The sequence below is a fragment of the Kitasatospora sp. MBT66 genome (assembly GCF_000710405.2).
In the GTDB taxonomy this organism is placed as follows: Bacteria; Actinomycetota; Actinomycetes; order Streptomycetales; family Streptomycetaceae; genus Kitasatospora; species Kitasatospora purpeofusca.
On record NZ_JAIY01000007.1, the window covers coordinates 306617 to 321365 of the forward strand.

The 14749-nt window shown below is 72.8% G+C and carries 12 protein-coding genes and 1 tRNA gene; 7 read left to right on the forward strand and 6 right to left on the reverse strand.

From position 1 onward, the window contains the following. A partial coding sequence (locus tag BI06_RS20895) for a TerD family protein (RefSeq protein ID WP_043470448.1) occupies positions 1–477 on the reverse strand: 477 nt, incomplete at its 3' end. Between the two features lie 331 nt (positions 478–808). On the opposite strand from BI06_RS20895, the gene BI06_RS20900 reads away from it, so the two are divergent. The 3 genes from BI06_RS20900 (at position 809) to BI06_RS20910 (ending at position 5683) form a co-directional block, all read left to right on the forward strand. After that, positions 809–2068 carry an HpcH/HpaI aldolase/citrate lyase family protein gene (locus BI06_RS20900; protein ID WP_030395860.1) on the forward strand — a complete coding sequence of 420 codons (1260 nt, stop codon included), beginning with the start codon at positions 809–811 and terminating at the stop codon, positions 2066–2068. A gap of 229 nt (positions 2069–2297) precedes the next feature. Further along, positions 2298–4736, forward strand: coding sequence for a phosphoribosyltransferase (locus BI06_RS20905; protein WP_043470451.1), 2439 nt, complete (start codon positions 2298–2300; stop codon positions 4734–4736). Positions 4737–4741: 5 nt separating this feature from the next. Then, positions 4742–5683, forward strand: coding sequence for an HAD family hydrolase (locus BI06_RS20910; RefSeq protein ID WP_233290237.1), 942 nt, complete (start codon positions 4742–4744; stop codon positions 5681–5683). A gap of 25 nt (positions 5684–5708) precedes the next feature. Here the strand turns inward: BI06_RS20910 and BI06_RS20915 are convergent, their stop codons facing one another. Both BI06_RS20915 and BI06_RS20920 read right to left on the reverse strand, forming a co-directional pair. Then, the gene (locus tag BI06_RS20915) at positions 5709–5936 is read right to left on the reverse strand and encodes a zinc ribbon domain-containing protein (protein WP_030395863.1); all 228 of its coding nucleotides are present in this window, start codon (positions 5934–5936) and stop codon (positions 5709–5711) included. Positions 5937–5989: 53 nt separating this feature from the next. Further along, positions 5990–7402, reverse strand: a complete 1413-nt coding sequence (locus BI06_RS20920) for a hypothetical protein (RefSeq protein WP_369826163.1) — start codon at positions 7400–7402, stop codon at positions 5990–5992. A gap of 130 nt (positions 7403–7532) precedes the next feature. Here BI06_RS20920 and BI06_RS20925 point away from each other — a divergent pair. Then, a tRNA-Val gene (locus BI06_RS20925) sits at positions 7533–7604 on the forward strand. 206 nt (positions 7605–7810) lie between these two features. Here the strand turns inward: BI06_RS20925 and BI06_RS20930 are convergent. Beyond that, entirely contained in the window at positions 7811–8734 is a 924-nt protein-coding gene (locus tag BI06_RS20930) for a nuclease-related domain-containing protein (RefSeq protein ID WP_149030430.1), read from the reverse strand. Positions 8735–8963: 229 nt separating this feature from the next. Then, positions 8964–9245, reverse strand: coding sequence for a hypothetical protein (locus BI06_RS49580; protein ID WP_149030431.1), 282 nt, complete (start codon positions 9243–9245; stop codon positions 8964–8966). Positions 9246–9691: 446 nt separating this feature from the next. Between BI06_RS49580 and BI06_RS20935 the strand changes: the two genes are divergently transcribed. Further along, complete coding sequence (locus BI06_RS20935) at positions 9692–10042, forward strand: MmcQ/YjbR family DNA-binding protein (RefSeq protein WP_043470453.1); 351 nt, start codon at positions 9692–9694, stop codon at positions 10040–10042. A gap of 101 nt (positions 10043–10143) precedes the next feature. Further along, positions 10144–12690: an AAA family ATPase gene (locus BI06_RS20940; protein ID WP_051741549.1), complete on the forward strand. Its 2547-nt coding sequence runs from the start codon at positions 10144–10146 to the stop codon at positions 12688–12690. A gap of 24 nt (positions 12691–12714) precedes the next feature. Here the strand turns inward: BI06_RS20940 and BI06_RS20945 are convergent, their stop codons facing one another. After that, on the reverse strand, positions 12715–13599 hold the full coding sequence (locus BI06_RS20945; RefSeq protein ID WP_051741511.1) for a metallophosphoesterase: 885 nt from the start codon (positions 13597–13599) through the stop codon (positions 12715–12717). 166 nt (positions 13600–13765) lie between these two features. Here BI06_RS20945 and BI06_RS20950 point away from each other — a divergent pair, with 166 nt between their 5' ends. Then, a complete protein-coding gene (locus BI06_RS20950) occupies positions 13766–14635 on the forward strand; it encodes a serine protease (RefSeq protein ID WP_043470456.1) in 870 nt (289 codons plus the stop codon). The last annotated feature ends 114 nt before the right edge of the window (positions 14636–14749 follow it).

Sequence of the window (14749 nt, forward strand, 5' to 3'; positions counted from 1 at the left end):
GCGGAACTTCCAGGCGCCGGCCCGGCGGTACAGCTCGCCCGCGACCAGCGCCGTCACCTCGTCCCCGTCGGCCATCGCGAACTCGGCCAGCGCGGGCACGCCGTCCCCGGCGGCGGCGTCGAACAGCAGCAGGCGCAGCCCGCTCACCGCCCGGAACGTGCCGCCCTCGGAGGAGCCGGCCAGCACCACCCGGTCCACGTCGGCCGGCAGCTTGGCGAGCTCGGCCTCGACGGTGTCGGTGATCTCGCCGCCGTCGGCGGTCTGCTGCTTGGGAAGGTGGCGCACCAGGCCGGACGGGTGCCGAGGCTGGTTGTAGAAGACGAAGTCGGCGTCCGAGCGGACCTTGCCGCCCGCGCCGAGCAGCAGCGCGGAGGCGTCCACGTCCGGCGCACCGGGCGTGGCGCTCCAGCGCAGCACGGCGCGGACAGCCGCCACCGGCAGTGCGATGTTGGCGCCCTTGGCCATCACGTGCGTCATAGCCGACCATCCTGCCTGTTCGCCACCCCTTCGGACAACGTGACCGGAGTAGGCGTTGTGGGGGGACTTTGCCAACGCTTGCGCTTTGTGAAGTGGAAGGTAACCTTCCGAGAATTCGATGTTTCGGAACCCTCCACGACCCGGCACCGTCCGTACGATGGGCGGGCGGGGGGCTCCGTGCCGGACAACGGTGACCGGACGGGGCCGGACCGGGAACCACCACGGCCGTCGAGCCGGTTGAACCGGGTGCTGGACCGGGTGTCGCCGCCGTCCCTCCCCGTCCTTCCCCGCCTCCGCCGGACCGGCGGCCGAACCTCCTGAGGAGAGCACCTTGCGCCACTTCGGCCACCTCGCGGACGACGTCCGCGACCGGCTCTTTCTCAGCGCTCCCGGGGAGTTCACCGCCGACAGCGCGGCGGCCGTGCTCGCCACCGCGCTGGGCGCCACGCTCTACAGCCCGGCCACCCGCGCCACCCTGCGCACGGACATCCGCAAGCAGGCCGCGCAGGGCGTCGTCTCGATGGTGCTCTGCCTGGAGGACGCCATCGCCGACCACGAGGTCCCGGACGCCGAGGCCAACCTGGTGGCCCGGCTCGGCGAGCTCTGGGCGGAGGTCACGGAGAGTACCCGCTCCGGCGTCACGGAGGGTGCCGGGCCCGTTGTGACGGAGGGTGTCGACCCGGGCGGGATCTCCACCGATTGCACACAGGATCTTCCCCTTCTCTTCGTGAGGGTGCGGACCCCGGCGCAGCTGACCGACCTCGCCGGCCGGCTCGGACCCGCGATCGGACTGCTCACCGGCTTCGTCCTGCCGAAGTTCACCGAGGACACCGGCGGCGACTTCCTGGAGGCGCTCGCCGCCGCCGAGGCCGCCACCGGGCGCCGGCTGTTCGCGATGCCCGTCCTGGAATCGCCCGAGCTCGCCCACCTGGAGACCCGCCGCGACCAGCTCTTCGGCATAGCCAGGCTGCTCGACAAGCACCGCGAGCGGGTCCTCGCCGTCCGCCTCGGCGTCACCGACCTCTGCTCCGCGTACGGCCTGCGCCGCTCGCCCGACCTGACCGCGTACGACGTGGCGCTGGTCGCCTCGGTGATCGGCGACGTGGTGAACGTGCTCGGCCGCGCCGACGGCACCGGGTTCACCGTCACCGGCCCGGTCTGGGAGTACTTCCCGGTCCAGGAGCGGATGTTCAAGCCGCAGCTGCGCCGCACCCCGTTCGCGGAGGCCGAGCCCTCGCGCGAGGCCGTCCGCCGGCGGATCATCGAGCACGACCTGGACGGGCTCATCCGCGAGATAGAACTCGACCGCGCCAACGGCCTGTTGGGCAAGACCTGCATCCACCCCAGCCATGTGCCCGCCGTCCACGCGCTCTCCGTCGTCACGCACGAGGAGTACAGCGACGCCCATGACATCCTCCAGCAGGAGCGCGGCGGGGGCGGGGTGCTGCGCTCGGCGTACACCAACAAGATGAACGAGGCGAAGCCCCACCGGGCCTGGGCGGAGCGGGTGTTGCTGCGCGCCGAGGTGTTCGGGGTGGCCCGGGAGGACGTCAGCTTCGCGGAGCTGCTCTCGGCCTGCCTCTGCCGCTGAGCCGCCCGGCCGGCCCGGGGCCGGCCCGTCAGACCTTGCCCACCGCGGCACCACCGCGGCACCACCGCGGCGCCACCGCACCGCACCGCACAGACCGAAGACAGGACCCGTAGTGACAGCAGCGCAGCAGGACCGGACCACTGGAGCCGACGGGACGGACGGGGTCGGCGGGCCCCTCGGGGCGAGCGCCGAGGGACCCGCGGGAGCGGGGGAGTGGACCGGACGCTGGGTGGCCGAGCGGGCGGGCGTCGCGCTGACCGGCTCCGAGCGCCTCCCCGAGCTGGTCGGCCTCGCCCTGCGGGAGAACCGCAAGCGGGCCCACCTGCTGGTCTCCACCGTGCTCGGCAAGCACGTCCCGCAGCGGCCCGCGGTGGTGCACGGCGCCGGCCTGGAGCTCGGCCGCCGGGTCCGCGACCTGCTGGCGTCGCTCCCCGAGGAGAGCGCCGACCGCGCCGTCGTCCTCGGCTACGCGGAGACCGCCACCGGCCTCGGCCACAGCGTCGCCGACGGGCTGGACGCCCCCTACCTGCACTCCACCCGCCGCCCGGTGCCCGGCCTCACCCCGGTCGGCGGCTTCGAGGAGGAGCACTCGCACGCCACCTCCCACCTGCTGCTGCCCGCGGACCCCGGGCTGCTCGCCGGTGACGGCCCGCTGGTGCTGGTGGACGACGAGTTCTCGACCGGCACCACCGTGCTCAACACCATCCGCGAACTGCACGCCAACCACCCGCGCGAGCACTACGTGGTGGTCGCGCTGGTCGACCTGCGCGGCCCGGCCGACCGGCGGCGGCTCGCCGACACCGCGGCCGAACTCGGCGTCCGGCTGGACCTGGTGGCGCTGGCCGACGGCGGCGTCGAACTGCCCGCCGACGTCCTGGACCGGGCCGAGCGGCTGATCGCCGAGGCCGGTCCCGCGCCCGAGCCGCCGGCCGCCCCGGCCGCCCCGCTGGTGCGGGTCAACCTGGACTGGCCGGCCGGGCTGCCCGACGGCGGCCGGCACGGGTTCACCCGGGAGCACCGGGCGCGGCTGGAGGCGGCGCTGCCCGGTCTGGCCGAGCAGTTGGCGGCCGCGGTCGAGCCCGGGGACAGTGACGGACGGGTACTGGTGCTCGGCTTCGAGGAGCTGATGTACGCGCCGCTGCGGCTGGCCGACGCCCTCGCCGAGCGGCTGCCCGGCGGCACCGACCGCGTCCACTACTCCACCACCACCCGCTCGCCCGTCCTCGCCGTCGACGACCCCGGATACGCCATCCGCACCCGGCTGGCCTTCCCCGCCCACGACGACCCGGCCGACGACTCCTCCCGCGAGCGCTACGCCTACAACGTCGCCCCCGGAGCCGACCCGGCCCGCCGCTTCGGCACCGTGGTGCTGGTGGTCGACGACACCGCCGACACCCCCGCCCTGCACGAGGGCGAGCGCGCCCTGCTCGGCCAGCTGCGCCGGGTCACCGACCGGGTGGTGCTCGCCGTCCTGCCGTCCCACCGGCCGAGCCCCCCCGCCGGCCCGGCGGCCCCGGCACGTCCGCTGTACGGCCCCGAGTTCTCCTCCTACCGCGCCGACGAAGTGGCCTGGCTGCTCAAGGACCTCACCGGCGTCGACCTGGAGGCACCCACCGAGGAGCGCGAGGAGGCCGTGCAGAGCGGCGGCGCCCACTACGCCGAGTCGCTGCCGGTCGAGTACCAGCCGAGCCCCGAGTACCAGGAGCTGTTCCACCAGGCGCTGCGGGTCTCCGCCCGCCGGATCGCGCTCGCCGTCGGCACCGTCGCCGAGACCCTGCTGCGCGAGCGCGGCCCCGGCCTGGTGCTCGCCTCGCTGGCCCGCGCCGGGACGCCGGTCGGCATTCTGATCCGCCGCTGGCTCGCCGCCGGACACGGCCTCGACGCCCCGCACTACGCCGTCTCGATCGTCCGCGGCCGCGGCATCGACCCGGCCGCCCTGCGCTACCTCGACGCCCACCACCGGGCCGCCGACGTGGTGTTCGTCGACGGCTGGACCGGCAAGGGCGCGATCACCCGCGAACTCGCCGAGGCCCTCGCCGGGACCGGCTTCGACCCGGACCTCGCCGTCCTCGCCGACCCCGGCCGCTGCGTGCGCACCTTCGGCACCCGGGACGACTTCCTGATCCCCTCCGCCTGCCTCAACTCGACCGTCTCCGGCCTGGTCTCGCGCACCGTGCTGCGCTCCGACCTGATCGGCCCGGACGACTTCCACGGCGCCAAGCACTACACCGAGCTGGCCGGCGCCGACGTCTCCGGCGCCTTCCTGGACACCGTCGCCGACCACTTCGCCGACGTCCGGGCCGAGGCCCTCGCCGCCGCCGACCGGTTCCTCGCCCCCGAGCACGCCGAGGAGCGCGCCCCCGACTGGGCCGGCTGGGCCGCCGTCGAGCGGATCAGCACCGAGTACGGCATCGACAGCGTCAACCTGGTCAAGCCCGGCGTCGGCGAGACCACCCGGGTCATGCTGCGCCGCGTCCCCTGGCGGGTGCTCGCCCGGCGCGGCGCCGGCGCCGACCTCGACCACGTCCGGCTGCTCGCCGCCCAGCGGGGAGTGCCGGTCGAGGAGGTGGACGACCTGCCGTACTCCTGCGTCGGCCTCATCCACCCCCGCTACACCCGGGGGGCGACCGGCGCCTCCGGCACGGCCGTCCTCACCAAGGAGTCCTGAGCCCGATGAGTGGTCACGCACGCCCGGACGGCGGCTCCGCCGACGTCTCGCGTTCCGCCGACGTCTCGCGCTCCGCCGGAGCACCGCGCTTCGTCGTCGCGAGCGACCTCGACCGCACCCTGATCTACTCCAACCGGGCCCTCGCCCTGGACGTGCCGGACCGGCTCGCGCCGCGCCTGCTCTCCGTCGAGGTGCACGACGGCAAGGCGCTGTCCTTCATGACCGAGCAGGCCGCCGCGCTGCTCGTCGAACTCGCCCGCGAGGCCGTGCTCGTCCCCGCCACCACCCGCACCCGGGCCCAGTACGAGCGGGTCAACCTGCCCGGTCCGACGCCCGGTTGGGTCCCGCCCTACGCGATCTGCGCCAACGGCGGCCGACTGCTCGTCGACGGCGTGCCGGACGAGGACTGGCAGACCGAGATGGCCGGCCGGCTGGCCGAGGGGGCGGCGCCGCTGGCCGAGGTGGTCGAGCACCTGGCCCTCTGCGCCGACCCCGAGTGGACCCACAAGCGGCGGGTCGCCGACGAGCTGTTCGCCTACCTGGTCGTCGAGCGCGCCGAACTGCCGGCCGGCTGGATCGCCGAACTCACCGGCTGGTGCGCCGAACGCGGCTGGACCGTCTCGCTCCAGGGCCGCAAGGTGTACGCGGTGCCGGCGCCGCTCAGCAAGAGCGCGGCGCTGGCGGAGGTCGTCCGGCGGGTCGGCCCGTCCACGGTGCTGTCCGCCGGGGACTCGCTGCTCGACGCCGACCTGCTGCTCGCCGCCGACGCCGGCTGGCGCCCCGGCCACGGCGAACTGGCCGACACCGGCTGGACGGCGCCCGGGGTCACCGCCCTCGACGAGATCGGCGTCGCGGCGGGCGAGGAGATCGCCCGCCGCTTCCTGGCCCGGGTCCGGGGCGAGGTCGGGACTTCGGTCCCGGCCCCGGCTCCGGCGCTCGGCGCCTAGGCCCCGGAGAGCGCCCGGCTTCCGGCTAGCCGCAGCAGCCGCCGCCGCAGCACCCCCCGCCGCCACCGGCCGACGGGGCCTGCTGCGGCGCGGCGCCGCCGGCGGCCGCACCGGTCACGGCGACGGTCGACAGCAGCTTCACGGTGTCCGGGTGGCCCTGTGGGCAGACGGCGGGGTCGTTGGCCTGCGCCATCGCGCGGCGGAGCTCGAACGTGGCGCCGCAGGAGCGGCAGCGGAAGTCATAACGAGGCATACCCGCCAGCGTATCCGGGCCATCGCAGGTCGAACCCTTCGCGCCCCCGATGCCTACTTCTGTCCCCCGAGCTCGCCGCGGATCAGCTCCACCACGTTCGCCGCCGACTCCCGCACCGCCGCCAACTCGGTCAGGAACCGCCAGTAGTCCGGATGCCGCCCGGCCGCCTCCAGCTCGGCCACCGCGCGGTCCAGCCGGGCCACCGCCGCGTCCAGCGGCGCGGCGTGCCGCGGATCCGGCGCGTGCCGCCCGGCCATCGCCAGCCGCTGGGCGTCCCGCAGCGCGAACCGGGCCCGCTCGACCTCCTTGTTCGGGTCGATCTGCACCTCGTTCAGCTGCCGCAGCCGCTCGTTCACCGCGACCACCGACCCGTCCGCCGTGTCCAGCAGCGCGCGCACCGTCCCCAGCGCCCCCGTGGCATCCGCCCACCGCTGCTCGTCCCGGGCCCGCGCCGCCTCGGCCAGCTTGCCCTCGGCGGCCCGCCCGGCCTCCGCCACCTGGTCCGGCACCCGCTGGAGGTCCTGCCAGCACGCCGCCGAGAACCGCCGGCGCAACTCGCTCAGCGCCGGCGGCACCGTACCGGCCTTGGTCTCCAGCGCCTGGATCCTGGTCCGCAGACTGGCCACCCGCCGGTCGATCTCCCGGGCCCGCTCCGGCAGGTGCCCGACCTCCGCCGCGATCGCCTCCGCGCGCTCCTTCACCCGCTCCGCGCGCTCCAGCGTGTCCGGCACCCCGTGCCGGGCCACCCCCTCGTTCAGCCGCCCCAGCTCCGGCGCCAGCTCGGCCAGCCGCGCCGCCGGCCCGTCCGCCCGCAGCCCGGCGCCGCGCGCAACGTCCAGCGCGTTACTGGCGTCCAGCAGCGCCCGCTTGGCCTGCTCCACCGCCGGCGCCACCCGCATCAGCTGCGACTCGGCCCGCTCCAGCGTCGGCTGCAGCCTGCGCAGGAAGTCTTTCAGCTCCGACAGCGCCGAACCGAGCTGGCCCTTCACATCGTCCAGCTGGTGCTTGGCCCGCGCGGCCGCACCGGACTCCAGCTCCTCCGCGTCCAGGTCGTGCGCGTCCAGGGCGGACAGGTAGTTCACGGTCACCTGGTCGACCCGGCCGGAGATCGCCTCGAAGTCCGCGACCGCCCGCCGGGCCGTCGCGCTGTCCCCGACCGAACGCACCGTCTCCACCGCCAGCCGCACCTCGCGCTGGGTCGAGTCCACGTCGTAGAACGCCTGCTGCGCCGCGTCCCTGGCCGCCCGCGCGTCCGCCCGCATGCCGTCACCGCCGCGCCGCCCCCACCAGCCACCGCCGGCCCCGAACGACGCCGCCCCCGCGGCCCCCAACGCCCCCGCGACCACCACCGGCAGCACCAGCGCCTCGGCCACCGCGCTCCCCGGCCCCCGCTGTCGCCCCCGCCCGCCTCCGCCGGCCACCCTCACTGCGCGCTCCCTGGTTCCCGACCGCTGATCCACCCCCATTCTTCCCGATCACCCCCCGGACCCGGCACCCCACCCGCCCCACCGCCCCACCACCCGCACCACACCACCCCCCGGGACCAGGTACCCTAGGCACTCGTCGTGCGCCCCACCCCGGGACCCGCCCGACGGGGGGCGCGTAGCTCAGTGGTAGAGCGCTGCTCTTACAAAGCAGATGTCGGCGGTTCGAAACCGTCCGCGCCCACAGCGGAGAAGGGCCAGTTCGGAGGCAGGATCCTCCCGAACTGGCCCTTGATCGTTTCTGCGGCCTTACCCGTCCTGTGCCGCATGCGTCGTTTCCCGGTGCCTGCCGGACGGGGGGTGCTGCTGTGTCCTGATGGGCCGCGGAAGTGGGCATGGTCACCATGTGAGGACAGCTCGCTCGTCCGGAGAGCCGACAACGGGCCTGACTCAACCGGTACGGCGACCGAACTGGGCCCAGACGCTCCGACGACGCGCGATGTCGAAGACTGCTGCTGCACGGTGAGCTTCGAGCAGGGGAGGGCGAGAGCCGAGGGCAGTCAGGATCTGGGCTCCGTCCAGCACATCGACGTCGGGCTTTCCCTTGTGTGTCAGCGTCCGAGCGCCCACGACGGCGATGATTGGGTGCACCGGAACGGCGAGACCGCACCAGCGGTGCAGGAGCTCTGCCGTCCTGCTGCCTTCGAGGCTGGATTTCTCGATGTACGGGTAGCTGTTGCGGTTGACCGTGAGCCGCTTGTCCCCGACCCAGACCATGGCGTCGGGGTGGTGCTTGGTGTTCACCGTGAACACCCCGGGCGGCCCGATCACCACGTGGTCGATATCCGCACCGCTCGGCAGTGGGACTGCGTGCAACACGTACCAGCCGTAAGCCCGCAGACCGTCGAGCAGCCCACCGACCAACCTCTCCCCGTCGAGCCCCTTGCTCAGCTCGGAGCGGGTCAGGTCGTCGCCGGAGAGCTTGGCCGCCACCCGCACCAGCCACTTCCGCTTGCTCTCGTCGGCCCGGATCATGCCCCGGACACCCTCGCCCGGTCGGTTCGAGGCGAGGTCGTCCTCGGTCGTGAGCGGCGGCAGAGCGGGCAGCACTGTCGGCGGAGAGGCGGGGCGAGGGGGGACGGGCGGTGGAGGGGGCTTGCGGACGACGGTCAGTGGTGGAACCGAGCGGCTGTCCGTCCGGCACCAGTACCTGATCAGATCGAGCGCCGATGATTCATGAGCGGCATCGGTGATCGTGACGACCCCGGTCAGGCAGTCCAGCCACGCGACCGCCTGCCCACGAGGGCCAGGCAGGTTGACGTACAGCCGATCCTTGCCCGCCCGCCGCCACGGTTTGACCGTCAGTTCCGCCACGTTGCCCCCTCCGCTTCGGCACTGACACGAGATCAGCACGCGGACGGGCGCCCTGACAAGAAGGCCACCAGCCAGGCCAGGCCGTCCGGTAATGACCCTCGCCACGTCATCAAGGGAGCGTACGGCGCGCCAGCTCGCTGCGGCCCAGCCGCTCGCCACCGCTCCGGCCTTCGCTCTGTGCCGGCGGTGGCCGGCCGCGGAGAGCGGCCACGTGTCAGGGAGGCCGAGGTCAGACCCGCGGTGACTGGGGCGGGCGCCCACGCCGCCGAGCCTGCCAAGGCTGGGAGAGCCGTGCTTCTAGCGCTGCCCGTTCCTCCTCGTCGAGCGAGACGATGCCGCCGAGGCGCTTCACAGTCCAGTTGCAGTAGATATCCATGACGTCAGCAGCTGTGAGCGGTCCCTTCAGTTTTCCAGAAAAGAGAAGGGCCTTGGCGATGCAGTCCAGATTTGTTCTGGAGACGAATTCGATGTCGGTCTCTGCCTCGCGGGCTCTTCTGCTGAGATCATTCACGCGGGCAAGGTCGCTTGCGCGCTTACTCCAATCGGCCTCACTGGTAGCGATGGACAGGCGCTCATATGCGGCCCGAAGTTGCTCCTAGCCGATGATCGGAAGATTTCGATCGAGCTTTCTCATGGAAATAGCCACGTCCGGAACCTCGGAAGTTGAGGTGGAAGCGTTCGAGGTGGGAGGTGCAGCGAAGCCGTCCGGGATTGCATGAGCGGGTGGCTGGTCAGTAATTTTTGCATTGCGTTGCATGGGAACTCCAACGGGAGTTTGGCCAGGGAAAGAAGGGTCAGCCCGGGAGCGGCATCCTCCCGGGTTGGCCCTTGGGTGTTTGTGGGGCCCTGGTGAGTGGTGATGGCGCGCCTGTGGATGGTTGTGGGTGTGCATGGTCGGCGCTGTGGGCGTCGGCGTGGGGCGTACGGTTTCGGGGAGCCGGAGGGAAGGGGAAGCGGATGGTGGCGGAGGAGTTGTTCGAGGTGGCGTCGGGGTTGCCGGGGGTGACGGACGATGAGGCGTTCGGGCCGGGGGTGACGGTGTTGAAGGTGGAGGGGAAGGTGTTCGCGGTGCTGGGGGAGGAGCGGGTGACGCTGAAGTGCGAGCCGGGGCTGGCGGTGCATCTGAGGGGGCAGTACGCGGCGGTGGGGCCCGGGTATCACATGAACAAGCGGCACTGGATCACGGTCGTGCTGGATTCGACCGTTCCGGACGAGGAGTTGCGGGAGATGGTGGAGCACTCCTGGGAGCGGGTGGTGGCGGGGATGCCGAGGGCGGCGCGGGAGCGGTTGTCGCTGCTGCGGGGGTGACGGGGGCGGGGGTCAGTCGGGTGCTGTGGTCGGGAGGCGGGGTGGGGTGGGGTGTGTTTGGGTGGGCGCACAACGCTTGGGAGAGGTGATCCTCCGTGACCATGCCGCCTTTCGGGTCGAACGACCCGTTCTCGGATCTGCTCAGCCGGTTCTTCGGGATGAGCCCGTTGGCCTCGCCGCCCGCGGTGCAGCGGGTGCCGATCGGGCGGTTGTTGAGTGAGTCGGCGCAGGAGTTGCTGGCGGCGGCGGCTCGGCGGGCGGCCGAGGGTGGGGGGAGTGATCTCGACACCGGGCATCTGATGTGGGCGGCCACCCGGGTGGATCCGTCGCGGCGGATGCTGGAGCGGGCGGGGGTGGATCCGGACCGGTTGGCGGGGGATCTGGACAAGGCGCTGCCGGCCGGGGCGCAGGTGTCGGGGGAGGAGGGGCGGCCGGGGCTGACGCCGGCGGCCAAGCGGGCGCTGCTGGCGGCGCACGCGCGGTCGCAGGCGGCGGGGGCCTCGTACATCGGGCCGGAGCACATCCTCGGCGCGCTACTGGAGGAGGAGCGGTCGGGGGCTGGGACGGCGGTGCGCAACGCGGCGCCTTCGCAGGACGCGCTGCGCACGGTGCTGGACGGGCGGGGTACCGGCCGGGGCACGGCCGGCGGTGGCGGGGGCGGGCAGCAGAGTGCGACGCCGACGCTGGACGAGTACGGGCGCGACCTCACCGAGGAGGCGCGGGCGGGCCGGTTGGACGCGGTGGTCGGCCGGGCCGAGGAGATCGAGCAGACCGTCGAGATCCTGTCCCGCCGGACCAAGAACAACCCGGTGCTGATCGGTGAGCCGGGGGTCGGCAAGACGGCGATCGTGGAGGGGCTGGCGCAGCGGATCGTGTCGGGGGACGTGCCGCAGATCCTCAAGGAGAAGCGGGTCGTCACGCTCGACCTCACCGCGCTGGTGGCCGGCTCCAAGTACCGGGGCGAGTTCGAGGAGCGGCTGAAGAACGTGATCGACGAGGTCACGGCGGCCGAGCAGAGCGTGATCCTGTTCCTCGACGAGCTGCACACGGTGGTCGGTGCGGGCGGCGGGGGAGAGGGCTCGATGGACGCGGGCAACATCCTGAAGCCGGCCCTGGCGCGCGGGGAGTTGAGCGTGGTCGGGGCGACCACCCTGGACGAGTACCGCCGGTACGTGGAGAAGGACGCCGCGCTGGAGCGCCGCTTCCAGCCGGTACTGGTGCCCGAGCCGACGGTGGAGGAGACGATCGAGATCCTCCGGGGTCTGCGCGACGCCTACGAGGCGCACCACCAGGTGCGGTTCACGGACGAGGCGCTGGACGCGGCCGCGACCCTGTCGGACCGCTACGTCAGTGACCGCTTCCTGCCGGACAAGGCGATCGACCTGGTGGACCAGGCGGGTGCGCGGGTACGGCTGCGCAGCCTGGGCGGTTCCACGGTCGCGATGCCGGTGCGGGACCGGATCACCAAGCTGCGCCGGGAGTTGGAGGAGGCGGTGGCGGACGAGGAGTTCGTCCGGGCCGCCAATCTGAAGACCGAGCTGCGGCAGACCGAGGACGAGCTGGCGGCGGTCGCCGAGTCCCGCGAGGAGGTCGTGGCGGTCACCGCGGACGACATCGCGCAGGTGCTCTCGGGCCGGACCGGCATCCCGGTCGCCGAGCTGAACGCGACCGAGCGCGAGCGGCTGCTCCGGTTGGAGGAGCACCTGCACGAGAAGGTGATCGGGCAGGACCGGGCGGTCACCGCGGTGGCCCAGGCGGTCCGTCGCGGCCGGGCGGGGATGGGTGATCCGGACCGTCCGACCGGCTCCTTCCTGTTCCTCGGCCCGACCGGTGTCGGCAAGACGGAGCTGGCGAAGGCGCTGGCCGCGCTGCTGTTCGGCGACCCGGACCGGATGATCCGCTTCGACATGAGCGAGTTCCAGGAGAAGCACACCGTCTCCCGGCTGGTCGGCTCGCCACCCGGGTACGTCGGCTACGACGAGGCCGGCCAGCTCACCGAGGCGGTGCGCCGCAAGCCGTACAGCGTGCTGCTGTTCGACGAGGTGGAGAAGGCGCACCCGGACGTCTTCAACCTGCTGCTGCAGGTGCTGGACGACGGCCGGCTGACGGATGCCCAGGGGCGTACGGTCGACTTCCGCAACACCGTGCTGATCATGACGAGCAACATCGGTTCGCAGCGGATCCTCGACCACGCGGGCGACGTCGACGAGATCCGGGACGACCTGATGCGGGACCTGCGCTCGCAGTTCCGGCCGGAGTTCCTCAACCGGATCGACGAGGTGATCGTCTTCCACGCGCTCACCCGCAAGGACCTGCTGCAGGTGGTGGACCTGCTGCTGGACCGCACCCGGCGCCGGCTCAAGGCCCAGGACGTCGACCTGGAGGTGACCGACGAGGCCAAGGAGCTGCTGGTGAACCTCGGCTACCAGCCGGCGTTCGGGGCCCGGCCGCTGCGCCGCACCATCCAGCAGGAGCTGGACAACCGGATCTCGGACCTGCTGCTGGACGGCACGGTCCGGGAGGGCGACACGCTGGTCGCGGAGGTGTCGGACGGGCAGCTGACGGTGACGCTGGCGCGCCCGGAGCCGACGGGGAAGCAGGGGCAGGAGCGCGGGCCGGAGCCGGTGGTGGGAGGCGAAGGCGAGTAGCGGGCACCACCGGCCGGCGGCGCCTCACGCGCCCGGGAACACCTCGCGCAGCAGCGGGTCCGGCAGGCCGCGCCGCCCCCACTCGCGCGGGTAGCCGAGCGACACCTCCTCGAACGGCACCCCGTCGTAGCTGGTCCGCCGGGGGATGTGCAGGTGCCCGTAGATCATCGTGGCGGTGTTGAACCGGCGGTGCCAGTCCGCGGTCAGCTCGGTGCCGCACCACTGGGCGAACTCGGGGTACCAGAGGATCTCGGTGGGCTGGCGGACCAGCGGGTAGTGGTTGACCAGGACCAGCGGCAGTTCGGGGTCGTGCTCGGCGAGGCGCTTCTCGGTCAGCCGGACGCGCTCGCGGCACCAGGAGTCGCGGTCCGGGTACGGGTCGGGGTGCAGGAAGCGCTCGTCCGCGCAGACCACGCCGGTCTCGTAGGCGGCGGCCAGGGACTCCTCCTTGGTGGAGGTGCCGGGGGCCCGGAAGGTGTAGTCGTAGAGCAGGAACAGCGGGGCGACCGCCACCGGGCCGCCGGCGCCGGTCCACACCGGGTACGGGTCCTCGGGGGTCACCACGCCGAGCTCGCGGCACATCTCCACCAGGTGCTGGTAGCGCTCGACGCCGCGCACCTGGACCGGGTCGTTGGGGTGGGTCCACAGCTCGTGGTTGCCGGGGGCCCAGACGACCTTGGCGAAGCGTTCGGCCAGCAGGCCCAGGGCCCAGCGGATGGTGGTGGTGGACTCGGACACGTCGCCGGCCACGATCAGCCAGTCGTCGGGCGAGCCCGGGCGCAACTGCTCCACCAGGTCGCGGTTCTGCTGGTAGGAGACGTGCAGGTCGCTGACCGCGAGCAGCCGGCCTCCGGTCGGTCCGCGTCGTGTGTCGTCCGTGCGGTGGTCGCGGTGGTGGTCGCCGGTCATGTCAGCCCCCCAGATGGTCTACCTGCCGTCCCGGTCACAGTACCGGGGCGAGGCGGCCGGATCACGGCCCTCCGGTCCGGGGGTCGGTGACAGGACCCTTGACAGGGCGTCATGTCCGCGCCAGCTTTGGGGCACCCCCACGCCGAGACACACCGAGAGGTCTCTCATGAAGAAGCCGCTCATAGGCACGGCCGCCGCGCTGCTGTTCGCCGGGGCGACCGCCCTGGCGGGCGCCCCCGCCGCGACCGCGTCCACCGCCACCACCAGCACGAACGTGACGTCGCCGCAGGCCGGGAAGGTCGCCGCCGTCACGTTCGCCGGGACGGTGGCGCTGAGCAACTGTTCCGGCTCGCTGGTCCGGTTCCCCGCCTCGACCGCCAACGACCCGGCCCTGGTGCTCTCCAACGGCCACTGCCTGGAGTCCGGTATGCCCGGCCCCGGCCAGGTGGTCACCAACCAGGCCTCCAGCCGCAGCTTCACCCTGCTCAACGCGAGCGGCGGATCGCTCGGCACGGTGAAGGCCAGCAAGATGGTCTACGGCACCATGACCGACACCGATGTGTCGATCTACCAGCTGAACACCACCTACGCCGCGATCCAGTCCCGCTACGGCATCGCCCCGCTGACCGTCGCGGCCACCCACCCCGTCCAGGGCAGCTCGATCAAGGTCGTCTCCGGGTACTGGAAGAAGATCTACTCCTGCTCGGCCGACGGCTTCGCCTACCGGCTCAAGGAAGCGGACTGGACCTTCAAGGACTCCCTCCGCTACACCTCCACCTGCAACGTCATCGGCGGCACCTCCGGCTCCCCGGTGGTCGACGCCAGCAGCGGTCAGGTCGTCGCGGTGAACAACACCATCAACGAGGACGGCCAGCGCTGCACCCTGAACAACCCGTGCGAGGTGGACCAGAACGGTGGGGTGACCGTCCGCAAGGGCATCGGCTACGCCCAGGAGACGTACATCATCCCCGCCTGCTTCGGCGCCGGTAACAAGCTCGACCTCACCCGGGCCGGCTGCACCCTGCCGCGCCCCTGACCGGCACTTCTACCCCGATGGGCCATCCGCGACCGGCGGGTGGCCCATTCGGCCGTCTACCGGACGGCCGGTCCGCCCGGCGGCGGCGCGCCGACTGCCGGAGAGTTCGGACCA

What these genes read in the sequence shown, in the direction of transcription:
- BI06_RS20935 (WP_043470453.1), top strand. Translation starts at nt 9,692, where the DNA reads ATGGTGGCGGAGGAGTTGTTCGAGGTGGCGTCGGGGTTGCCGGGGGTG.
- BI06_RS20915 (WP_030395863.1), bottom strand. Translation starts at nt 5,936, where the DNA reads ATGCCTCGTTATGACTTCCGCTGCCGCTCCTGCGGCGCCACGTTCGAG.
- BI06_RS20940 (WP_051741549.1), top strand. Translation starts at nt 10,144, where the DNA reads ATGCCGCCTTTCGGGTCGAACGACCCGTTCTCGGATCTGCTCAGCCGG.
- BI06_RS20945 (WP_051741511.1), bottom strand. Translation starts at nt 13,599, where the DNA reads ATGACCGGCGACCACCACCGCGACCACCGCACGGACGACACACGACGC.
- BI06_RS20910 (WP_233290237.1), top strand. Translation starts at nt 4,742, where the DNA reads ATGAGTGGTCACGCACGCCCGGACGGCGGCTCCGCCGACGTCTCGCGT.
- BI06_RS20920 (WP_369826163.1), bottom strand. Translation starts at nt 7,402, where the DNA reads ATGGGGGTGGATCAGCGGTCGGGAACCAGGGAGCGCGCAGTGAGGGTG.
- BI06_RS20950 (WP_043470456.1), top strand. Translation starts at nt 13,766, where the DNA reads ATGAAGAAGCCGCTCATAGGCACGGCCGCCGCGCTGCTGTTCGCCGGG.